The organism is Streptomyces sp. NPDC005263 (assembly GCF_042872365.1).
GTDB lineage: Bacteria > Actinomycetota > Actinomycetes > Streptomycetales > Streptomycetaceae > Streptomyces.
Window position 1 is genome coordinate 745,949 of record NZ_JBIAKJ010000004.1, and the last position, 21,034, is coordinate 766,982.

20 protein-coding genes are annotated in these 21,034 nt (G+C 69.9%); 11 read left to right on the plus strand and 9 right to left on the minus strand.

Going from position 1 to position 21,034, the window contains the following annotated elements:
- The first annotated feature begins 166 nt into the window (after positions 1–166).
- The gene (locus tag ACFYRY_RS21945) at positions 167–619 is read left to right on the plus strand and encodes a hypothetical protein (protein ID WP_389147950.1); all 453 of its coding nucleotides are present in this window, start codon (positions 167–169) and stop codon (positions 617–619) included.
- A 112-nt stretch (positions 620–731) separates the two neighbouring features.
- Entirely contained in the window at positions 732–1,463 is a 732-nt protein-coding gene (locus tag ACFYRY_RS21950) for an NDP-sugar synthase (RefSeq protein WP_389147953.1), read from the plus strand.
- 172 nt (positions 1,464–1,635) lie between these two features.
- Here the strand turns inward: ACFYRY_RS21950 and ACFYRY_RS21955 are convergent, their stop codons facing one another.
- The 6 genes from ACFYRY_RS21955 to ACFYRY_RS21980 all read right to left on the minus strand — a co-directional run bounded on the left by ACFYRY_RS21955 (position 1,636) and on the right by ACFYRY_RS21980 (position 8,201).
- Positions 1,636–3,420 carry a DoxX family protein gene (locus ACFYRY_RS21955; protein WP_389147956.1) on the minus strand — a complete coding sequence of 595 codons (1,785 nt, stop codon included), beginning with the start codon at positions 3,418–3,420 and terminating at the stop codon, positions 1,636–1,638.
- A gap of 118 nt (positions 3,421–3,538) precedes the next feature.
- Entirely contained in the window at positions 3,539–4,480 is a 942-nt protein-coding gene (gene rlmB / locus ACFYRY_RS21960) for a 23S rRNA (guanosine(2251)-2'-O)-methyltransferase RlmB (RefSeq protein ID WP_389147959.1), read from the minus strand.
- A 111-nt stretch (positions 4,481–4,591) separates the two neighbouring features.
- On the minus strand, positions 4,592–6,007 hold the full coding sequence (gene cysS, locus ACFYRY_RS21965) for a cysteine--tRNA ligase (RefSeq protein ID WP_389147962.1): 1,416 nt from the start codon (positions 6,005–6,007) through the stop codon (positions 4,592–4,594).
- Between the two features lie 165 nt (positions 6,008–6,172).
- Positions 6,173–6,676, minus strand: coding sequence for a 2-C-methyl-D-erythritol 2,4-cyclodiphosphate synthase (ispF, locus tag ACFYRY_RS21970; RefSeq protein WP_389147965.1), 504 nt, complete (start codon positions 6,674–6,676; stop codon positions 6,173–6,175).
- Positions 6,666–7,442 (minus strand): 2-C-methyl-D-erythritol 4-phosphate cytidylyltransferase, encoded by a 777-nt coding sequence (ispD, locus tag ACFYRY_RS21975; RefSeq protein ID WP_389147968.1) that lies wholly within the window; start codon positions 7,440–7,442, stop codon positions 6,666–6,668. The genes ispF and ispD overlap by 11 nt, the downstream gene beginning before the upstream one ends.
- Before the next feature lie 276 nt (positions 7,443–7,718).
- Complete coding sequence (locus ACFYRY_RS21980; protein ID WP_003953493.1) at positions 7,719–8,201, minus strand: CarD family transcriptional regulator; 483 nt, start codon at positions 8,199–8,201, stop codon at positions 7,719–7,721.
- Between the two features lie 635 nt (positions 8,202–8,836).
- On the opposite strand from ACFYRY_RS21980, the gene ACFYRY_RS21985 reads away from it, so the two are divergent.
- A complete protein-coding gene (locus ACFYRY_RS21985) occupies positions 8,837–9,526 on the plus strand; it encodes a DUF461 domain-containing protein (RefSeq protein ID WP_389147971.1) in 690 nt (229 codons plus the stop codon).
- Between the two features lie 109 nt (positions 9,527–9,635).
- Here ACFYRY_RS21985 and ACFYRY_RS21990 read toward each other — a convergent pair whose 3' ends face one another.
- Together ACFYRY_RS21990 and ACFYRY_RS21995 are read right to left on the minus strand one after the other, a co-directional pair.
- Positions 9,636–10,316 carry a response regulator transcription factor gene (locus tag ACFYRY_RS21990; protein ID WP_015659563.1) on the minus strand — a complete coding sequence of 227 codons (681 nt, stop codon included), beginning with the start codon at positions 10,314–10,316 and terminating at the stop codon, positions 9,636–9,638.
- Complete coding sequence (locus ACFYRY_RS21995; protein WP_389147974.1) at positions 10,313–11,668, minus strand: sensor histidine kinase; 1,356 nt, start codon at positions 11,666–11,668, stop codon at positions 10,313–10,315. The genes ACFYRY_RS21990 and ACFYRY_RS21995 overlap by 4 nt, the downstream gene beginning before the upstream one ends.
- Before the next feature lie 234 nt (positions 11,669–11,902).
- On the opposite strand from ACFYRY_RS21995, the gene phoU reads away from it, so the two are divergent.
- The 8 genes from phoU to ACFYRY_RS22035 all read left to right on the plus strand — a co-directional run bounded on the left by phoU (position 11,903) and on the right by ACFYRY_RS22035 (position 20,197).
- Positions 11,903–12,604 (plus strand): phosphate signaling complex protein PhoU, encoded by a 702-nt coding sequence (gene phoU / locus ACFYRY_RS22000; protein ID WP_389148408.1) that lies wholly within the window; start codon positions 11,903–11,905, stop codon positions 12,602–12,604.
- Between the two features lie 445 nt (positions 12,605–13,049).
- Positions 13,050–14,057 carry a hypothetical protein gene (locus ACFYRY_RS22005; RefSeq protein WP_389147977.1) on the plus strand — a complete coding sequence of 336 codons (1,008 nt, stop codon included), beginning with the start codon at positions 13,050–13,052 and terminating at the stop codon, positions 14,055–14,057.
- Between the two features lie 116 nt (positions 14,058–14,173).
- Positions 14,174–15,499 carry a serine hydrolase domain-containing protein gene (locus tag ACFYRY_RS22010; RefSeq protein ID WP_389147980.1) on the plus strand — a complete coding sequence of 442 codons (1,326 nt, stop codon included), beginning with the start codon at positions 14,174–14,176 and terminating at the stop codon, positions 15,497–15,499.
- 176 nt (positions 15,500–15,675) lie between these two features.
- Entirely contained in the window at positions 15,676–18,150 is a 2,475-nt protein-coding gene (locus tag ACFYRY_RS22015) for a glycoside hydrolase domain-containing protein (RefSeq protein WP_389147983.1), read from the plus strand.
- An 18-nt stretch (positions 18,151–18,168) separates the two neighbouring features.
- The gene (locus tag ACFYRY_RS22020; protein WP_389147986.1) at positions 18,169–18,600 is read left to right on the plus strand and encodes a hypothetical protein; all 432 of its coding nucleotides are present in this window, start codon (positions 18,169–18,171) and stop codon (positions 18,598–18,600) included.
- Positions 18,597–19,286 (plus strand): hypothetical protein, encoded by a 690-nt coding sequence (locus ACFYRY_RS22025; protein ID WP_389147989.1) that lies wholly within the window; start codon positions 18,597–18,599, stop codon positions 19,284–19,286. The genes ACFYRY_RS22020 and ACFYRY_RS22025 overlap by 4 nt, the downstream gene beginning before the upstream one ends.
- A 67-nt stretch (positions 19,287–19,353) precedes the next feature.
- Entirely contained in the window at positions 19,354–19,656 is a 303-nt protein-coding gene (locus ACFYRY_RS22030; RefSeq protein WP_389147991.1) for a hypothetical protein, read from the plus strand.
- Positions 19,657–19,927: 271 nt separating this feature from the next.
- Positions 19,928–20,197: a hypothetical protein gene (locus tag ACFYRY_RS22035; RefSeq protein WP_389147994.1), complete on the plus strand. Its 270-nt coding sequence runs from the start codon at positions 19,928–19,930 to the stop codon at positions 20,195–20,197.
- 155 nt (positions 20,198–20,352) lie between these two features.
- Here the strand turns inward: ACFYRY_RS22035 and ACFYRY_RS22040 are convergent, their stop codons facing one another.
- Positions 20,353–20,973: a TetR/AcrR family transcriptional regulator gene (locus ACFYRY_RS22040; RefSeq protein WP_389147996.1), complete on the minus strand. Its 621-nt coding sequence runs from the start codon at positions 20,971–20,973 to the stop codon at positions 20,353–20,355.
- Between the last annotated feature and the right edge of the window lie 61 nt (positions 20,974–21,034).

Genomic DNA, 21,034 nt, shown 5'->3' on the forward strand with positions numbered 1-21,034 from the left:
GCCCCGCGGTCTGCCGCGGGGCCCTCTTCGTTGTCGACAAATACCCCGGCAGACCGGTCATTTCGAGCGGTGTGCGTCAACCCGTCACCCAGAAAAGGCACCAGTTCATCCCCCGAACCGGTGACTAAATGTCGCCAAAAGATTACCCCACGCTACCCTCACTCGCGTGAAGTACTCCACTAACCAACAGACGCGACGCGGCCGGGGCCCCGCCCGCCGGATCGGCCGCTCCCTCGCCCTCGTCCTGCCCGTCGTCCTGGTGCTCTCCGGGACCCTCGCGGTCACCCGAGTCAACTGGTCGGGGAATCCCTCGAACTCCGTCCTCATGGCATCCGACGCCGCACTGTCGGACGCCAAGCCGCGCGCCCCCAGGGCCCCGCAGGAGGTGCTGCGGGACCGGCTCCTGACAGAACTCCAGGAGAAGGACCCCGGCATCGCCCTCACACACCTCCAGGAGGCCGTCAACGGCCGTCCGTCGCTGGCTGAGCACTGCGTGTCCATCGCCAGGGCGCTGGGCCGTGCCGCGGTCCGTGTGTACGGGCCCACGCGCGCCCAGTCGTACACCCGCCCGGTCTGCGACACGTCCTTCGCCACGGGCGTCGCGGCGGCGCGCAGCTGAGCGCCCGAAGTCCGTTACCGCCCGCCCGGCCGGGGAGGGCGGGCGATAACGGCTGATCAAGGAATCGTTGCCGGACCCGGCCGGGGGCGGGGCGCCACGTACAGTTCGAATCATGACCGATCCGAACGCCGCGTCCCGCCCCGTTCAAGCCGTGGTCCTGGCCGGTGGCCAGGGTTCCCGGCTGCGCCCCTACACGGACGACCGGCCCAAGCCGATGGTGGAGATTCCCGGTACGGGGACTCCGATCATCGGCCATCAGCTCATGTGGCTCGCCGAAGAGGGCGTGACGGACGTGGTGGTCAGTTGCGGCCACCTCGCCGACGTTCTGGAGCAGTGGCTGGACTCCGCGGATCTGCCGGTGAACGTGCGGACCGTCGTCGAGTCGGAGCCGCTGGGCCGCGGTGGGGGCCTCAAGTACGCCGCCGCGCATCTCCCCCACCCGGATCGCCCCTGGTACGCCACGAACGGCGACATCTGGACCCGTTTCTCGCTGCGCGACATGGCGGACTTCCACACCGAGCGGGACGCCGTCGCGACCCTCGCGCTGGCCCGTCCGCGGATCCCGTGGGGAGCGGTGCAGACGGACGGCTTCGGGCACATCACCGACTTCATCGAGGCGCCGCCGTCGACGTTCGAGATCAACGCGGGTGTCTATGTGTTCTCGCCGGAGTTCGTCGATCTGCTGCCCGAGCGGGGGGACCATGAGCGGACGACGTTCCCGCACCTGGCGCGGGAGCTCCGGCTGGCCGGGTTCCCGATTCCGCAGGGGGCGTACTGGCGGGCCATCGACACCGCGAAGGATCTGACGGAGGCGGCGAAGGAGCTGGCTGCGATGGGGCGCTGAGGCGATCCCGGACGCCCGATGCCAGACGCCGGATGCCGTACGCCGTATGCCGGTTGGACCCCGCGCATGCCGAAGGGGCCCCGCACAGCGACTCGTGCGGGGCCCCTTCGTCGTCGTGGGCGAGGTGTTGTTCAGCCGGCGGGCCTGCCCAGGATTCCGCCCACCGGCTGGGTTACCCCAACAGGCCGCCCACCAGGCCGGATTGGCCGGAGGTAGAGCCGGAGCCACCGGTGCCGCCGGTGCTGCCCGAGCTGCCGGAGCCGCCCGCCCCGCCGGTCGAGCCGGTTGAACCGGCGCCGCCGGTGGCGCTGCCCCCGGAGGTGGGGCCGGAGCTGGTGCTGGGTACCTGTTGGACCGGGGGGGCCTGCTGGGGCGGGACCTGGCCGGTGGTGCCCTGGGTCTGGCTGGGCATGCCGCCGGTCGTGGTGCCGGCGTCCCGGGTGGCGCCCGGGGTGGTGGCGTCGGCGGTCGGGGTGCCGGCCGTTCCGGCGGTGGCGCCCTGGGTGGGCGAACCGGAGGCGGACGGGGTCGCCTTGTGGCGCTTGGCGGGGTCCCGCGGGAGCGGGGAGCCGGGGAGTTCGTTGCGCGGAGCCTCGCCGGGCCCGGGGACGATCACACGGTCGGCGTCGCGGACGGCACCGCCGAGCAGTGAGCCGATGAGGAGGGTGACCCCGGTGGTGATGGCGGTGATGAGGGCGCCGCGACGCAGGACGTACTGGCGCAGCTCCCAGATGTCGGCGCGGGGTCCGAGGCGGCGCCAGGCACTGCCGGCCAGGCGGCCGTCGATGGAGTAGACGGGTGCGCCCGCGATGATCAGCGGGGACCAGGCGGCGAGGTAGATGATGTCGGGGGTGTCGTAGGCGGGGACGCTCTCCCAGCTGACGGTGACCAGGAGCGCGGCCGACAGGCCCGCGCCGACCACCGCCGCGACCCGCTGCCAGCAGCCCAGGATCGTGAGGACGCCCACGATGACCTGGAAGAAGGCGATGACGAGCCCGGCGCCGACGGGGTGCTGGAGGGCGAACTGCCGCAGCGGCTCGGCGACTTCCCAGGGGTGCAGGGTGTTGAGCCACTTGACCATGGAGCCGCGTTCGCCGCCGTCGAAGTAGACGGGGTCGCAGAGCTTGCCCATGCCGGCGTAGATGGAGATGAAGCCGAGGAAGACCCGCAGCGGGAGCAGGACCACGCCGAGATTCATCCGGCGGCCCGGGTAGTAGGTGTGCCGGGCGGGGTCGTCGCCGTGGCGCCTGGCCCGGTGGTCGCGGTCGGCGCCCGCGCCGGTGTCCTCGTACTCGTCGAACTCCTCGCCCGGGTAGGCCGGTTCGTCGTAGCCGGGTTCGTGGTGCGCGGGGTCGTCGTAGCCGGGTTCCTGGTATGCGGGTTCGTCGTAGGCGCTGCCCACGGTCCGCATGTTCGGCAGGAGCCGGGTGCCTTCGGATACGGGGGTGCGCTGGGCGCCCACGACCGGGGTCTCGACGGTCTGGTCGAGGTCGCCGTAGCCGCCGTCGGCGTAACCCGGGCCGCCGTAGCCGCCGTTGACGTCGACGCGGGGGATGACCTGGGTGGCTCCGGCATCGGCGGACGGGGCCGGTTCCTCGCCGTGGCGGATGCTGCCTCGCACCGCCTGGAGCAGGCGGTGGGCGCCGGTGTCGTCGGGGGCGGACTTGCCGCTCCACACGACGGGGCGGCGACGGGCGCCCACGCTCGCGCCCGGTCTGCCGCCCGCGCCGACGGCGGGCATGCGCGCGGTGTCATCGGCGGCGCTCAGGTGCCGTGCGACCCGCGGTGATCGGGAACGCCGGGACGACGCGCCCAACTGCACGCGGAAGCTCGCATGGTTGACGATGATCTGCGCCGGATCGCTCGGCACCTTCACCATGCTCAGCGCGGGAGCGTCGTCGTAGCCCGACGGGCCGTCCCCCGTGGGTGTGCGGGGTGTTCTGGTGTCCACACTCATCTAACCGAGTGACGTGTGTTTAGGACACTGCTTTGACCGGGCGGATGTGTCCGGACCCCGTCAAGCTTGTCCTGGACGCCAGGAATGCCTCGTGTGGGTGACTGTGTCGAACAGTCGCTCAGGCGCGTCGGCGGGCGGCCTCGTACAGCACGATGCCCGCCGCGACACCGGCGTTGAGCGACTCGGCACCGCCGGGCATCGGGATCCGCACCCGGAAGTCGCAGGTCTCCCCGACGAGCCGGGACAGGCCCTTGCCCTCGCTGCCGACGACGATGACGACCGGGCCGTCCAGGGCGGGCAGGTCGCCGAGTTCGGACTCACCGTCGGCGGCCAGGCCGACGACCACGATGCCGGCCTTCTGGTACGCCTCCAGGGCTCGCGTCAGGTTCGTGGCGCGGGCGACGGGCGTACGGGCGGCGGTACCGGCGGACGTCTTCCAGGCACCGGCGGTCATGCCGGCCGCGCGCCGCTCGGGTACGACGACACCGTGACCGCCGAAGGCGGAGACGGACCGGACGACGGCGCCGAGGTTGCGCGGGTCGGTCACGCCGTCGAGGGCGACGATGAGCGGGTCCACGCCGTTGTCGTAGGCGGCGTTGGCGAGGTCCTCGGGGTGCGCGTACTCGTACGGCGGGACCTGGAGGACGAGGCCCTGGTGGTTGAGGCCGTTGGTCAGGCGGTCGAGCTCGGGGCGGGGGGCCTCCATGAGGTTGATCCCGCCGCGCTCGGCGGCGAGCTGGAGCGCCTCGCGCACCCGCTCGTCGTTGTCGATGAACTGCTGGACGTACAGCGTGGACGCGGGCACGCCCTCACGCAGCGCCTCGACGACCGGGTTGCGGCCGACGACCAGCTCGGACGTCGACCGGCCGCCGCGACCGCGGGGCGTGGGACGGCGTACCGCCTGCTTCGCCTTGGCGCCCGCGATGCGGTTCTTCTTGTGTCCCTTGCGCGCCTCCGCGGGCGGGGTCGGTCCCTTGCCCTCCAGGCCCTTGCGTCGCTGGCCGCCACTGCCGACCTGCGCGCCCTTCTTGCCGGACATGCGGCGGTTGTTGGCTGCCATGACCTACCTGTCTGTTCGCGGAGAAGCCCCGGGGAATCCGAGGCATGCGTTCGTACGTATATGCAGTGTGCCGCCCGGATGGCCGGGCGGCACAATCGATCAAGAAAGAGCTCAGCGCGGGCCGAGGCTCCAGCGGGGTCCCTGCGGTCCGTCCTCGATGACGAGTCCGGACTGGTTGAGCTGGTCACGGATGGCGTCCGCGGTGGTCCAGTCCTTGCGTGCGCGGGCCGCCTCACGCTGGTCGAGGACCAGGCGTACGAGGGTGTCGACGACCCCGTGCACGCTCTTGTTGAGCACGGTGTCGCCGCGGTCGGCCTCGCCGGCCCAGTGCGGGTCGAGCGGGTCCAGGCCGAGGACGCCGAGCATGGCGCGGACCTCGGCGAGGCGGGCCACCGCGGCTTCCTTGTCGTCGGCGGCCAGCGCGGAGTTGCCCTGCCGGACGGTGGTGTGGATGACGGCGAGGGCCTGCGGGACGCCCAGGTCGTCGTCCATCGCCTCGGCGAAGGCGGGCGGCACGTCGGCGGCGGGCTCGACGGCTCCCCCGGCCTTCTCCACCACGCGCTGCACGAAGCCCTCGATCCGCGCGAACGCGGACTCGGCCTCGCGCAGGGCCTCCTCGCTGTACTCGATCATCGAGCGGTAGTGCGGGGTGCCGAGGTAGTAGCGCAGCACGATCGGGCGCCAGGCCTTGACCATCTCGGAGACGAGCACCGAGTTGCCGAGCGACTTCGACATCTTCTCGCCGCTCATGGTGACCCAGGCGTTGTGCACCCAGTACCGGGCGAACTCGTCGCCGTAGGCCTTGGCCTGGGCGATCTCGTTCTCGTGGTGCGGGAAGATCAGGTCCAGGCCGCCGCCGTGGATGTCGAAGACGGTGCCCAGGTACTTGTGCGCCATCGCCGAGCACTCCAGGTGCCAGCCGGGCCGGCCGCGACCCCAGGGGGTCTCCCAGCTGGGCTCGCCGGGCTTGGCCGCCTTCCACATGGCGAAGTCGCGGGGGTCCCGCTTGCCGGTCTCGCCCTCGCCGGAGGGCTGGAGCAGGTTGTCCAGCTCCTGGTTGGACAGGCGCAGGTACTCCGGGAACGACTTCACGTCGAAGTAGACGTTGCCGTCGGCCTCGTAGGCGTGGCCGCGTTCGATGAGGCCGCGCATCATCTCGACCATCTCGGTGATATGGCCGGTCGCGCGCGGTTCGTACGTCGGCGGCAGGCAACCGAGGGCGGTGTAGCCGTCGTTGAAGGCGCGCTCGTTCTCGTAGCCGATCGACCACCAGGGGCGGCCCTGGTCGGCCGACTTGGTGATGATCTTGTCGTCGATGTCGGTGACGTTGCGGACGAACGTGACCTCGTAGCCGCGGTAGGCGAACCAGCGGCGCATGATGTCGAAGTTCAGGCCCGAGCGGATGTGCCCGATGTGCGGTGCGGCCTGCACGGTGGCACCACACAGGTAGATCGAGACACAACCCGGCTGGAGCGGGGTGAAGTCGCGAATCTGCCGGGCACTGGTGTCGTACAGGCGAATAGTCACGAGTCCAGGGTAGTAGGCCTCGGGGAGTGCCCCGCGACCTTCAACTCAAGCTGGGCTTATTCGTGACGTCCGGCCGCGGCCGGAGCCGGGCTCGAGCCCTGGGAACGGGGGTCGTCGCCTCGGCCTCCGGCCCGCGCCCGCGGTCCGTGCCGCCGGTGGGTCGGCTCAGGTCGCGGTGCGCACCACCAGTGCCGTCGCCACCGCCATCAGGCCCTCGCCGCGCCCGGGGAAGCCGAGGCCGTCCGTGGTCGCGCCGGAGACCGAGACCGGGGCGCCGGCCGCCTCCGACAGGATCTTCTGGGCCTCGTCCCGCCGCTTGCCGATCTTCGGGCGCGGTCCGACGACCTGTACGGCGATGTTGCCGACGGTGAAGCCCGCCTCGCGGACGATCCGGGCGGCCTCCGTCAGCAGCGTGACGCCGGAGGCGCCCGACCATTCGGGGCGCCCGGTGCCGAAGTGCCGGCCGAGGTCGCCGAGGCCGGCCGCCGAGAACAGCGCGTTGCAGGCGGCGTGCGCGACCACGTCCGCATCGGAGTGCCCGGCCAGGCCGGTGCCCTCGCCCTCCCACTTCAGGCCGGCGCACCACAGCTCGCGGCCTTCCTCGAAGGCGTGGATGTCGGTGCCGATACCGACCTGGGGCAGCACGTACGGCGGAGTCTCAGAAGCCATCGTTGAGCCTCCTGCGGGCCAGGACCGCCTCGGCGAGGACCAGGTCGAGGGGGCGCGTCACCTTGAAGGCCTCCTCGTGGCCGGGCACGGTCACGACCGTCTCGTCGAGCTGCTCGACCATGCTCGCGTCGTCGGTGACGTCCTCGGTGACCGTCTCGTGGGCGCGGACCAGGGTCACGCGGTCGAAGCCCTGCGGGGTCTGGACGGCACGCAGGCGGGCCCGGTCCAACGTGGCGACGACGGGCTCCGGTTCGCCCGGGGTCGCGGTGGGCTCGACCTCCTTGACGGTGTCCGCGAGCGGCAGCGCCGGGACGACGGCCGTGGCTCCCTCGCGTACGGCCTCGATGACGGCGTCCACCGTGTCGACCGGGACGAGGGGCCGGGCTGCGTCATGGACGAGGACGATGTCGTACTCGGGCGGCAGCGCGTCCAGGCCGAACCTCACGGACTCCTGACGGCTCTCGCCACCCGGGACGACGAGGAAGTCGGTCCGCTCGGGCAGCGCGTGCGCGTCGAGCAGTGACTTGACCTCCGGCGCGCCGTCGGGCGGTGCCACGACGACGACCAGGGACACCGCTCGGGACGCGGCGAGCGCGCGTACCGCGTGGATGAGCATGGGCGTGCCGTTCAGTGCGCGAAGCGCCTTGGGGGCACCCGGGCCGAGGCGCACGCCGCGGCCGGCGGCCGGGATCACGGCGGCGGTCCGGGCGGCCGGCCGGGCCGCCGGGCGTGCTTCGGCGGGCGAGGGACGCGAATCGTCAGACATCGGTTCCTGTCAGGTTTGTGTGCTCGGCATACGTGGGTATGGCCTTCAGCGTGCCGGGTACGACAACCGTGACCAGAACCCTTCCGTGACCCTGGTCGAGTCGGCTGCCCGGGCCCGGCACGCAGAGTATCGGGGGTGTCACCCCCGAGGTGAACACGCGTACGGCGCCGAAACGCGAACATGCCGCAGCGCCCGGCGACATCACTACGTCATCGGGCACCGCGGCATTTCAGTGTGCTGAGCTGAGCGGGCTGCGTGGTGCGGCCTGCGCCGGCGTCAGGACGCCAGGACCTCGTCGAGCAGGGCCTCCGCCTTGTCTTCGTTCGTGTTCTCCGCGAGCGCGAGCTCGCTCACCAGGATCTGGCGGGCCTTGGCGAGCATGCGCTTCTCACCGGCGGAGAGTCCGCGCTCGCGCTCACGACGCCACAGGTCACGTACGACTTCCGCGACCTTGATGACATCGCCGGAGGCGAGCTTCTCCAGGTTTGCCTTGTAACGACGCGACCAGTTCGTGGGCTCCTCGGCGTACGGCGCGCGCAGCACCTCGAAGACCCGGTCCAGTCCATCCTGACCAACCACATCACGCACGCCGACGAACTCCGCATTGTCCGCTGGCACACGTACCGTCAGATCACCCTGGGCGACCTTCAGCACCAAGTAGGTCTTGTCCACGCCTTTGATCTGGCGAGTTTCGATAGCCTCGATCAGCGCGGCCCCGTGATGGGGATAGACCACGGTGTCGCCAACCTTGAACGTCATGTGACAGGTACCCCTTCCGTGGCTATCCAGGGTAACACGGAAACTGCGGGTTCTGAATGGCGTTTTCGCAGGTCAGGGCATATCTCGGGGCTTGACAACAGCAACAGGAACGTGCTGCGCGAGCCGAGCGGAAGAAAGTATTCGCAGGTGGGAGCGGCTCTCCGGGGGAGGTGAAACGCGTACGTTACACGCATCCGAAGACCCTCTCGAGTGGCCGAACATCCCCATATGTCCGGTTGCAAGCGTGCGACTTCCGCTACTCCGTTCGGTGCCGGGAGTGAGGTACGAGACGAATCCGGAATTGATCACCGAGCCGCCCGACCACCCGGACGGTGATCAATTCCGGGGTTCACGGATTCCTCCACGGAAAATCCCCGGGGCCAAGCGGGGGAACTTATGTGAATGGCAGACGAGCGTCACCACAATGTGACCTGAGAGGCGGTTGTGCCTCGTGTGACTACGCGCATGTCCAGTCCTGCGACTACCGGTGTTCCTGCGCCTTGCCGTGAGGAGCGGACGTTCGGGGAGGGTCGGGTGCAGTGTGATCGGACCGGCTCGGTAACCTGAGGCCGCTGACAGACACTTAGCGCGGCTTCATGGGCCGCCTCGCTCGAGCTCAAGGAGTTGCCGCCGCCGTGAGCAGCAGCCTTCGACGCGGTGCCCTCGCCACCGCCGCCATCGCGTTCTCGATCGCCTCGCTCGCCGCGTGCGGCGCCGGCAACAACGCCCAGACCCTGGAGGTCAAGCCGGACAACGCGGCCACCAGTCTGGGGGACATCAAGCTCCAGAACGTCATGGTCATCACCCAGCCCAACGACGAGTCCACGGGCCCGGCGGTGATCTCCGCCACGGTGTTCAACAGCGGCAACACCGCGCAGACCCTGGACTCGGTGAACGTCGACGGCGGCGGCTCCGCGGACCTCACGCCCGCCAAGGGCAAGGGCGCGCTGACCGTCCCGGCCGGCGGCTCCGTCATCCTCGGCGGCCAGGGCAACGCCTCCGCCGCGCTGAACGAGATCGGCGCGTCCGTCAAGAACGGCAACGCGCAGAAGGTCACCTTCACCTTCAGCAAGACCGGCGACATCAGCCTGCGCGCCTTCGTGGTCCCGGCCGAGTACTACTTCACCAAGTGGGGCCCGACCGAGATGCCGTCCGCCCCGGGCGGCGCGGGCAAGCCGGGCGGCACGGCCAAGCCGGGCACCAGCACCGAACCGGGCGCCGGCGCGAGCGGCTCGCCCAGCGCGTCCAACACCCCGGCCGACAAGGCGACCCCGTCCGACGGGGCCTCCGCGAGCACCAGCGAGTCGCCGGCCGCGGGCCACTGAGGCGGCGTACGGGCACTGAGCGGTCGTACGGACGGCCGTACGAAAGAAGGGCGGGACCTCGTGGAGAGGTCCCGCCCTTCTTACGTGGGCGTCGGCGTCAGCGGGCGGTTTACGGCTCGAACTTGTAGCCGAGTCCGCGGACCGTCACCAGGTACCGCGGCGCGCCCGGGTCGGGCTCGATCTTGGCGCGCAGGCGCTTGACGTGGACGTCGAGGGTCTTGGTGTCTCCGACGTAGTCGGCGCCCCAGACCCGGTCGATGAGCTGCATGCGGGTCAGGACACGGCCGGCGTTGCGCAGCAGCATCTCCAGGAGGTCGAACTCCTTGAGCGGGAGGTCGACCTTGGAGCCGGAGACCGTCACCACGTGGCGGTCCACGTCCATACGGACCGGGCCCGCCTCCAGCGCGGCCGGGGTGACCTCCTCCGGCTCGCCGCGGCGGCGCAGGACCGCGCGGATGCGGGCGACCAGCTCGCGGGAGGAGAACGGCTTGGTCACGTAGTCGTCGGCTCCTATTTCCAGCCCGACGACCTTGTCGATCTCGCTGTCCTTGGCGGTCACCATGATGACGGGGACGTTGGAGCGACCGCGCAGCTGGCGGCACACCTCGGTGCCCGGCAAGCCGGGCAGCATCAGGTCGAGGAGGACGAGGTCGGCGCCGTTGCGCTCGAACTCGTCGAGTCCGTCGGGCCCGGTGGTCGCGACGGCGACCTCGAAGCCCTCTTTGCGGAGCATGTACGACAGGGCGTCGGAGAAGGACTCCTCGTCCTCGACGACGAGCACACGGGTCACGGAAGGACCTCCGGGGCGGGATGCGGTTCGTAAGAAGATGATGAACGTGATGGGGGGGTTGAGGCAGTGCGTCGACCGGTCTCCTCGTCGAGACCGTCGCGATCGCGGAGGCCCTCGGGACCGTCGAGATCATCGGAACCGTCGAGGTCGTCGGGACCGTCGGGGTCGTCGAGGTCGGGGTGCTGGAGCGCGCGGTCGCGGGCCACGCCCGCCTCCGGCAGCCGCAGGGTGAAGGTGGAGCCCTGCCCCTCGGCGCTCCACACGGTGACCTCTCCGCCGTGCGAGGCGACCACGTGCTTGACGATGGCGAGGCCGAGGCCCGTGCCGCCGGTGGCACGGGAGCGGGCCGGGTCGACCCGGTAGAAGCGCTCGAAGACGCGCTCCTTGTCCTTTTCGGAGATCCCGATGCCCTGGTCGGTGACGGCGACCTCGATCATGTCCCCGCCAGGCCCGTTGATCTTGCGGGCGGCTATGCCCACCCGGGTGCGGGCGGGCGAGTAGTTGACGGCGTTCTCGACGAGGTTGCCGAGGGCGGCGGCGAGCTGGCCGCGGTTGCCCCAGACGTGCAGGTCGTCGGTTCCGCCGGCGGCCATGGTGATGTTCTTGCTGCCGGCCTGGTGGCGGCAGCGGTCGATCGCCTCGGCGACCAGTTCGTCGACGCGTACCGGTTCGGCGTCCTCCAGGGGATCGTCGTTCTGTACCCGCGACAGGTCTATGAGCTCCTGCACCAGGTTGGTGAGCCGGGTCGCCTCGATCTGCATACGGCCGGCGAAGCGTTCCACCGCCTCCGGGTCGTCGGAGGCGCCCATCACCGCCTCGGACAGGAGGGAGAGCGCGCCGACGGGGGTCTTCAGCTCGTGGCTGACGTTCGCGACGAAGTCACGTCGCACCGCTTCGATCCGCCGGGCCTCGGTGAGGTCCTCGACCAGCAGCAGCACCAGCCGGGATCCTAGCGGGGCGACCCGCGCGGAAACGGCGAGAGCCTCGCCCCGCCCGGTCCCCCGCCTGGGCAGATCCAGCTCGACCTGGCGTATCTCCCCGTCCCTGCGGGTGTCCCGGGCCATCCGCAGCATGGGCTCCACGGAGAGCTTGCCGCCGCGGACCAGCCCGAGGGCGTACGCCGCGGAGCTGGCCTTGACCACGGCGTCGGCCTCGTCGAGGACCACCGCGGAGGAGCGCAGCACCGACAGGACGGTGTCCACGCCCGGCGGAAGCACCGGGTCGGTGTGCAGGGAGGTGCGGGTGGGGCGTTTCTGCTCCCGCTCGCTCCAGCGGAACGCCAGCACGGCGATGACACCGGTGAGTACACCGGCGATCGCTGCCGCTGCGGCGACCGCCGCGTTCACGTCCATGCACTCAGGTTAGGCACGGGATCCCGCCTGGCCACAGCCATCCGAGTGCGACCTCGAACACTCGTCGCCCAGAGTTCACCTTGGAGCCAGGATTGGTTCATTTGGGGTGCCGGAAACGGACGCGTACAGGCCGGAACGTGGGAGCGTGGGGTGCGAAGCACCGGTTTCAAGACACTCGCGCCGGGCCCCGGCCCCCGGCGAGCCCCCGAAGACGACGTACGAGAGGGAACCCTGATGCGGGACGCGTACCACGAGGAACTGGATTCGATCGGCGACGGTCTGGTGGAGATGGCCCGGCTGGTCGGCTCTGCGATCGGGCGCGCCACGACGGCGATCCTCGACTCCGACCTGAAGCTCGCCGAGAGCGTGATCGAGGCCGACCAGAAGGTCGACGAGCTCCAGCACGACCTGGAGGCCCGTGCGATAGCTCTGCTGGCCCGCCAGCAGCCGGTCGCGACGGACCTCCGTATCGTCGTGACCTCGCTGCGGATGTCGGCGGACCTGGAGCGCTCGGGCGACCTGGCCCAGCATGTGGCGAAGCTGGCCCGGCTGCGCTTCCCGTCGCGCGCGGTCCCGCACGACCTGCACGCGACGATCCTGGAGATGGGCCAGCTCGCGCAGCGCCTGATGGCGAAGGCCGCCGAGGTGATCATCACCAAGGACGTCGACCTGGCGCTCCAGCTGGAGCAGGACGACGACGAGATGGACCTCCTGCACCGTCACCTCTTCCAGCACCTGATCGACGACCGCTGGAAGCACGGCATCGAGACGGCCGTGGACGTCACCCTGCTCGGCCGCTACTACGAGCGGTTCGCCGACCACGCGGTGTCGGTGGCGAAGCGGGTGGTGTTCCTGGTGACGGGTGAGCACGCGGACGAGATCCAGCAGGACGTGCAGCCGGAGATCCAGCCGGTACAGGAGGCGGAGGGGGCCTGAGCCCGGCGGGGGTCAGCTCGGGAGGGGGCCGCCCGCGTGCCCGCGAGCCACAGTGCGCCGTTGATGCGCCCGGCCCGGCGGGCGTCCCATGGGCACAGGTACCAGTCTTGAGGAGGGTCCATGGCCGAATCCCCGAGCACTCCCCCACCCGACCCCACGCGGCAACACCCGACGCAGCAGCCCGCCGAGATCAGGAGCCTCCCGCTCTTCGGCGCGTGCGGCTGCGGCTCGGGGTGCGGCTGCGGCTGCCAGTCGGGCAATCCGTGCCAGTGCGGCTGACGGTGCGGTGAATCTCGTACGACGGTGAGGGCCCCGGTGTGACGCCGGGGCCCTCACCGTCGCCGGACTACATCGGACGGCGTAGGACGTCGTAGGCGGGCGGGTTTCCCTGATGGCCCCGCTGCCGGCCGCGGCCGCCGGTAGAGTCCGCCGCGGAGGACCGCCCATGACTCGAAAGCCCCGACCGGCCGTTGCGCTCATGGTGGCTGCCTCGGTTGTCGCGATGACGGCGCTCGCCGGGTGCGGTGGCCGGACGTCGGCGCCGTCGGCCAAGAACCCCTCCGCGAGCGGGTCCGCACCCGCACCTCATCCGGTCGTGCGTCTCAGCGCGGACGGTGACGCCCTGGTCCCCGGTGGCCCGCCCCTCCCCCTCCACCTCTCCGTCGCGGGCCTGACCGCCGGGCAGGCCCTGCGACGCCAGGTGGCGCTGTACATCGGCATCGTCCCCGACAAGGTCCAGATCCGCGAGAACGGCTCCTGGCACGACGTGCCGCTCCAGTGGACCAACGAGCAGGACGACAACGGGGAGTTCGCCGGCATACTGCCGCTCTCGTACCGCGGCAAGGCCCGCACACGGCTCGACCTGCGGATGTTCACCGCCGATCAGCGGAGAGACTCCGTGGACGGCAGGACTCCCGCCGTCACCGAAACGGTGGCCGCGCAGATGGCCCAGGATCCCCGCTCCCCGGACATCCACCCGTCCGCCTCCGCTGCGCGCCTGCGGCTGCCCGTCGACCCCACGCATCTCACCGTCGAGGTCCCGCAGATTCTCCGGGCGACCGGGGGCGGCCCGCCGGTGGAGTGGTCCGTGAAGGTCCGTAACGCCGCGGGCAAGCGCACCCGTTCCGACCTGCGCGTCGCCGTCTCCCTCGCGCCCGGGGAGATCGGCGGATCCGTACGGCGACTGCACTGGTCGATCAACCGCCAGGGCCACTGGACCGACCTGACGGGCCGCACCCACGTCGAGACGGACGCATTCGACCTCGCTCCCGGCCAGTCACGGACCGTCCGGATCCGCCTCGCGCTGCCGGCCGGCGCCGAGGCAAGCAGTTCCGACCAGGTCGGCGCCGTCCTGTTCGCGGCGGTCACGGCCCCCTGGTGGCCCTCCGACCCGGAGCAGCCGACGGGCGTCACGCATGACGCACAGGGCACGAACGTTCTCGTCGCGAGGTGACCTGAGTACGGCCCGAGCCGGTGAGGCCGCTGATCATCCGCAGGAAGGATGTAAGGCGCGTCGGTGATCCATGAGGATTACGTCGACCTTGGCTCGACACCAGGAAGGGACAAGCCTTGCGCATCACCCGACTCGTCGGAACCGCCCTCGGCGCCACGCTGTTATTAGCCGCCGCGGTGCCGACGGCATCAGCCGACGCCGGAACCGCCCTACCGACGGCGTCAGCCGCAACCGCCCCACCGACGGCCGAGTCCCTGGACCGTGCCGCCCTGCGCACCACGCTGGACGCCGCCCACGAAGCGGGCATGTACGGCCTCTACTCGTCCGTTCGTGACGGGGCTGAGCGGTGGACCGGCGCGTCCGGGGTCGCCGACGTGGACACCCGGCGTCCGGTCAGGCCCGGCATGCGGCACCGAGTGGGCAGCATCAGCAAGACGTTCACCTCCGTCGCGGTGCTCCAGCAGGTGGAACGCGGCCGGATCCGGCTCGACGCGCCCGTCGGCGACTACCTCCCCGACCTCGTCAAGGGGGAGCGGGGCCGGGACGTGACCGTACGGATGGTTCTCAACCACACCAGCGGAATCGGCGACTACATCCTGGGCGCCTTCCCGTCCCTCGCCGCCAACTCCACGGCCAGCCTCGACGAGGAACGCTTCCGCTCCATACGGCCCGAGGAACTGGTGCGGCTCGGTCTGGAGGCACCCGCCACGGGACGGCCCGGCGAGCAGCCGGGCTCGTACTCCAACACCAACTACGTGATCGCCGGGCTGATCCTGGAGAAGGTGACCGGCCAGGACGCCGGGACGTACATCACCCGCAACGTCATACACCGGGCCGGGCTGCGCGCCACCTCCTATGCGCGCACCCCGTACATCAAGGGCCCGCACTCCCGGATGTACGAGTCGTTCTACGGCCTGATCGACCCGCCCCGTGACTACAGCGTCTACAACATGTCCTGGGCGTCCACCGCGGGCTCGATCATCTCGACCACCGACGACCTGAACCGCTTCTACCGCGCCCTGCTGACGGGCAAGTTGATCGGACCGGCCGCCCTGGACGAGATGCTGAGCACCGTCACCGTCAACGCGGGCGGCGCGCGCATCAACTACGGCCTCGGCATCTACGCGCTCGACCTGCCCGGCTGCGGCCGCTTCTGGGGCCACGACGGGGCGGTCTTCGGTGCCGGCACGATCGCGTTGTCCAGCCCCGACGGCAAGCGCCAACTCGCCATGGGCTGGAACCTCATGAAGTACCAGCGTCTGACCGCCGACGGTACGGCTTTCGAGCCGAGCCCGATCGACGACGCCATCAACGAACACATCGTCAGGGCACTCTGCCCGACGCCGCAGTCCCCCGGCTTGACCGGGGCCACCCCGCGGCTGCCTTCCGAGGGGCTGCCCGGCACGGACCTGTCCCCCGGTCAGTGGGTCAGCCGGCGCTGAGACCCGGGCCGTCCGGGCCCGCGTCGCCCGCCCCTGCGAAGAGAGCGCGGAGAGACCGTCCCCCTAGGGTCCCTCCATAAGCCCGCCTGACCTGTACCCGAGCAACGGTGCAGGTCAGGCCGCTTCTTCCCCCCTCAGTTGCGCCTCCTGCACGCTTACGAGAGGAAGGCCCGGGTATGGCCGACGACAAGGTTCTGGAGGCCCAGAAGTGGGTCAACTCCACCTACGGTGGGTACAGCGGCTACGTCCGCTGTCCGGAGGACGGCCGAACGGGCTGGTCCACCATGTACGCCCTGGTGATGGGGCTCCAGCACGAGCTCGGCATCTCGCCGCTCGTCGCGAGCTTCGGGCCGACCACGATGTCCAAGCTGGAGGCGCTCGGTGACATCGGGTTCGGATGGAACAAGAACGCGAACATCGTCCGGATCCTCCAGCACGGCCTGTTCTGCAAGGGCTACTGGGGAGCCAACGGCTACGGCGAGTACGGCGCCGTCACCACCGAGGCCGTCAAGGCGCTCCGCGTGGACATGGGCCTGCCCGACGGCGGCACCGGCACTGTCGGCGGCGTCACCACCGCGAAGATCTTCAAGTGCATCCTCAACATGGACGCGTACGTCGTCGTGGCCGGCGGCACCGACAAGATCCGGGAGATCCAGCGGTGGCTCAACGGCCGCTACTGGCAGCGCAGCGCCTACAACATCGGGCCCGCCGACGGGATCTACTCCCGAGACGTGCAGAAGTCCCTGGTGATCGCCCTCCAGTACGAGCTGGGGATCTCGGCGCCCAACGGCAACTTCGGTCCCGCCACCCAGGACGGCCTGCGCGCGCATCCCGTCCGGGAGGGCAGCTCCGGCATCTTCGTCCAACTCTTCACGGCCGCCTGTGTCTTCAACGAGCCGGTGATCCTGCGCGGGCTGGACGACACCGAGGTGCGCACCACCTTCAAGGACAGCTTCGACTCCAAGACCAGGGAGTTCGTCGAGATCTTCCAGGGTTTCTCCCAGCTGTACCAGAAGGGCGACGCCAACTACGGCGTGGGCGAGTACGACACCTGGGCGCAGCTGCTGGTGTCCATGGGCAACGCGGACCGCAGGGCGACCGGGTCGGACACCCGCTTCGAGATCACCGCGTCACGCGCCCGCTGGATGCGTGACAACGGCTACCAACTCGTCGGCCGGTACCTGTACGACCCGCCGGGATCGACCCTCGACAAGGAGATCAAGCCGGGCGAGCTGCAGACCATCTTCGACGCGGGGCTGAGGGTCTTCCCCATCTACCAGGACAACGCCCGCCAGTTGGCCGACTTCACCTACGGCCACGGCTTCTCGCACGCGCTCAACGCCCATGACCTGGCCAGCCAGTACGGCTTCAACCGGGGCACCACCATCTACTTCGCGGTGGACTACGACGCGCAGCAGGGCGAGATCGACAGCTACCCCGAGGGCATCATCACGTACTTCAACGGGGTGGTGGCGGGCCTGGCCAGCCGGGGCAAGAAGTACTTCCACGGCGTGTACGGCTCCCGCAACGTCTGCATCAACGTCACCAAGAAGACCGGCGCCCGCTTCTCCTTCGTCTCCGGCATGTCCTGGGGCTTCTCCGGGAACCTCGGCTACTCCCTGCCGCCGAACTGGGCGATCAACCAGATCAAGGAGTTCAAGGTCACCAACGGCTCGGACACCTTCGACCTGGACCGGGACGTCTGGCGGCTGAACGGCGAGCCCGGCAGCAACTCCGTGAACCGGCCGACGGGCCCCGCCGACGCCTTCATCGCCTACGTGCAACGGCTCTACAACCACGCCCTCGCCTACAAGAGCGCGAACAACGTCGGCACCAACGCCAGCCGGCTGGTGATGGAGTACATCCGGCACGAGAAGTACAACGGTCTGAAGTGGTGGTGGCTGGCCAACAGCTACGACGGTGACTTCGTGAACTACTGCAACAGCCGGGGCGAGTCGGTGATCGACTCCTTCACCGACACCATCACCGGCTACGAACTCGACGCGACCCACCTGATGGCCACCGCCAACGGCTTCCTTGAGAACTCCGACCCCGACGACAAGGGGGACGCGACCGGCGGTGACGTGGCGGGCTGGGGCGGCGACATCATGACCTTCTGGGCGGACTGGCGCAACTCCGTGGAGGAGTACGCCTCCCCGCTCACCTTCTGCCGGGCCAAGCTGGCGATCCCCGGTACCGTGTCCAGCTTCGGCTACACCGACATGATCGAGGACGTCGACGGATACCTGCTGGCGAAGCACGTCGCGGCGAACGGGAACATCGCCGACTGGATGACCTCGCACTACAACAACGGGGGCGCGCTGTCCCGCTTCCGTTCCCACTTCGACCGACGCTGGCAGACCGCGGGCAACGCCAAGTCGTCCTGCAGCAACCTCCTCTACGGTGCCATCGACTCCAAGATCAGCCCAGCCCGTTTCGCGCTCATCACGGGGGCCGGTGCCGTACTGCCCGGGGACTACATCCTGGTGCCGGGCAACGGGGCCAAGTTCGACGACTTCTGCCAGGGATTCGCCGACCGGCAGCTCGCCCTGATCGGGCTGGAGAACACCCTGGCCCCGAAGTACCGGCAGAACCTCCGGACCTACCGCGAGCAGGCGGCGAAGCGGGCCGCGCGCCGGGCCGACGGGTAGAACGTGCAGGGTTAGCCCATGGGTCTCCTTCTCCTCCTCCTCGTGCTGCTGGTCCTGGTACTCGTCGGGCCGGGGCTGTGGTTCTGGTGCCGGTCCCTGGCGGGCGGCCGGTGGCGGCACAGCACCGGCTGGTTCGCCCTGACGGCGGCACTGCTCGTGCTGGGGGCGGGTGCCGTCTACCTCGTCGGCTCCCTGGCCGGAGCGAACCTGGACCCGGAGGAGGCGTGCCACTCCCGCGGCGAGACCTACGACCGGGCCTATCGCAGGGCGAACTTCGACGAGTACACGCAGTGGTTCCCGCTCCACGACAAGTGCAACGCGGGCTACGACCTGGTGCCGGGCTGGGTGAACCCGACCCTGGTCGTCCTGCCCGTCCTGGCTGTCGCCTGCCTGGCCTACGCCGTACGGCTGGCCGTCCTCCATCGACGCACCAAGAAGGGAACACCGTGAACGAGTTGAGCAGACGCCGCGTGCTGGGTGCCACCACCGCCCTGGCCGGCGCCACCGTGCTCGGCGGACTGGGCTCCGCTCCCGCCACGGCCGCCGACCGGGCCGCCACGCCCGCTGGTTCGGGCAAGGCGACCGCGTGGACCAAGGCCCGGTCCGCCAACGGCTGGAAGATACTGGACGAGGCCACGTCGTACGGCATCGAGGGCAGCGGCAGGTCCGTCCGCCTCGCCGACGGAGACGCCGCCACCATCCTGCTGCACGTGGCCCGCCGCTTCCACTACGAGATCGACCAGCTCAGGGCCGGCGACGTGCGCGGGCACCGCACCTCCCGCCAGGTCGAGCAGCCCTACGAGTCGAACTACCTCTCCGGCACGGCGATCGACATCAGGGAGCCCTCCTACCCGCTGGGCGCGCGGGCCGGCTTCTACCCCCAGGAACTCGTCGTGATCCGCGACGTCCTCGCCGAACTGGACGGCGTGGTGGCGTGGGGCGGCGACTTCCCGGTCCCCAAGGAGTCCCACTTCGAGATCGCCCTCAAGCCCGGCCACCCCAAGGTGAAGAACATCGCCCGGAAGATCACCGCCTGGAACACCGGCCCCGGCAACGAGGGCGCCGGCGCGACCGACGCCTTCGACGCCGCCCGCCAGAAACACGCCCGCACCTTCGCGCGTCGCACGGCGGCCTGACCCGCGCCATCGGCCTGGCATGGCCCTGGCGTCCAGGCGAACGCGCTGGCTCTGCTTGAATCCGCCCATGACTTCCGTTGACGCCCCGGACGAGACACAAGAGACAAAGGAGCTCGCGGTCTGGTGCGGCGGAGCGTCCGTGGCGGTCTGGTTCTGTTGCCCCTTCTGGATACTCGTCTGCTTCCTTGCGCTGCCCATCGCTCTCGTCGGCCTTGTGCGGGCCTACGTCGAGTACCAGGCGTCAGCGCGTGGCCGAGCGAGCAGGTCGCGAGCCGTGGTCGGTGGTGCGCTGTCCCTCCTGGGAGGGACAGCGGCCGTCGCCTACATGGTCTTTCTCGCCACCCACCCGGACCTTCCCGTCCAGGGGTAGTGGACCTCGCACTCCGCCTCTCCCACCCCGGGGCCCCTTCAGCTTCCCTGCGCGGCGTCCGCGAGAGCGGTGGTGTCCTCGGCCGGTGACGGTTCCTTTGTAGTGCCTGGTCCTGGTGCCGTCGACTGTCTCAGTCCCGATCATCCGCAGGTAACCCGTCAGACGGGCACGCAGGCGGGCACCGTCGAGGGCTTCTGTGGTCGGCTGCGCAACTCAGTTGACCGGAGGAGCCGACGTTGCTCTACTGCTATGCCGGACCGGGGGAGGACCTGTGGCAGAACTGCCGGAGAGTGTAGATCGCGACATTCTGGAGGGGCGCACCATCCTCGCCGTGAAGACGATTCGTGAGGCACAAGGATGCTCGATCCGCGAAGCGGTTGATCTTTACCATCAGCGCTACAGAGAGCTTCATCCTGAGCCGGACTCGGCCCAGGAAGCTCCCCGGCCCCGCGTGCTGCGGTTCGAGCGGGACGGCTCTTTGGCTGTGTTCGAGGGACTGCAAGACGGTCAGCACCCGAAGAGCGAAGGGCCAGGTCTCTGACCTGCGGCCGTGTAATCGATCAACGCTGCGGCTAGCCCGCGGCGACCAGTCGGCCCTCGAATCGAGGCCGTCGACAGGCCGGTGCCTACCGCTTCTGCGCTCGGTACCGCTTCATCAACGCAGTGATCCGCCCTTGGTCCGCCCGGCCATTGAGCTCATGTCAGGACCGCATCACCGGTGCTGAAGATTCGGTTCAGATGGTGGTGCAGGACCGCGGTCGCGGACTCCGGGCTGCGCTGGCCGACGAGGATGCTGGTGCCGAGTCCCGCAGACATGGCAAGAAGGCCGGCTGCCTCCAACCGTGCGTCCAGACCGGGCTCAAGCAGTGCCGCTTCTTGCGCCTGCTGAAGGAGTTCGGTCAGGGCGTCTTCGGCTGCATCAGGGTTCTTGATGAAGGGCTGGGCTGCGAGCGCCGGGTCGTTCACGGCCAGAACCGCGTATGACGTGTAGAGGTGGTGGAAGGTCCGGCTCTCGTCGTCTGTCGGCAGCGCCGCCATCAGCAGCGCCTCGACCGTCGCGCGCGGACCAGGACTGTCCCCGGCAGCCCGTACGCGGGCGGAGACCCGCTCCCCGAATCTCTCCGCCAGAATCTCGAGCCCGAAGAGCAGCAACTTCTCCTTGGTCTGGAAGTAGTACTGCACCAGCCGCAGTGATACGCCCGCCTCCGCTGCCACATCGCGCATCCCGACGGCATGCAGCCCGCGTTGGCCGGCGACCCGGACGAGGGCCTCGGCGATCTCGGTGCGCCGTTCTGCGTGATCTACGCGCTTCGGCATCGGCCGTTTCTCCGCTCGTCGTTCCTGCTACGGCCCCCACATGACCCTTTGATGATACAGC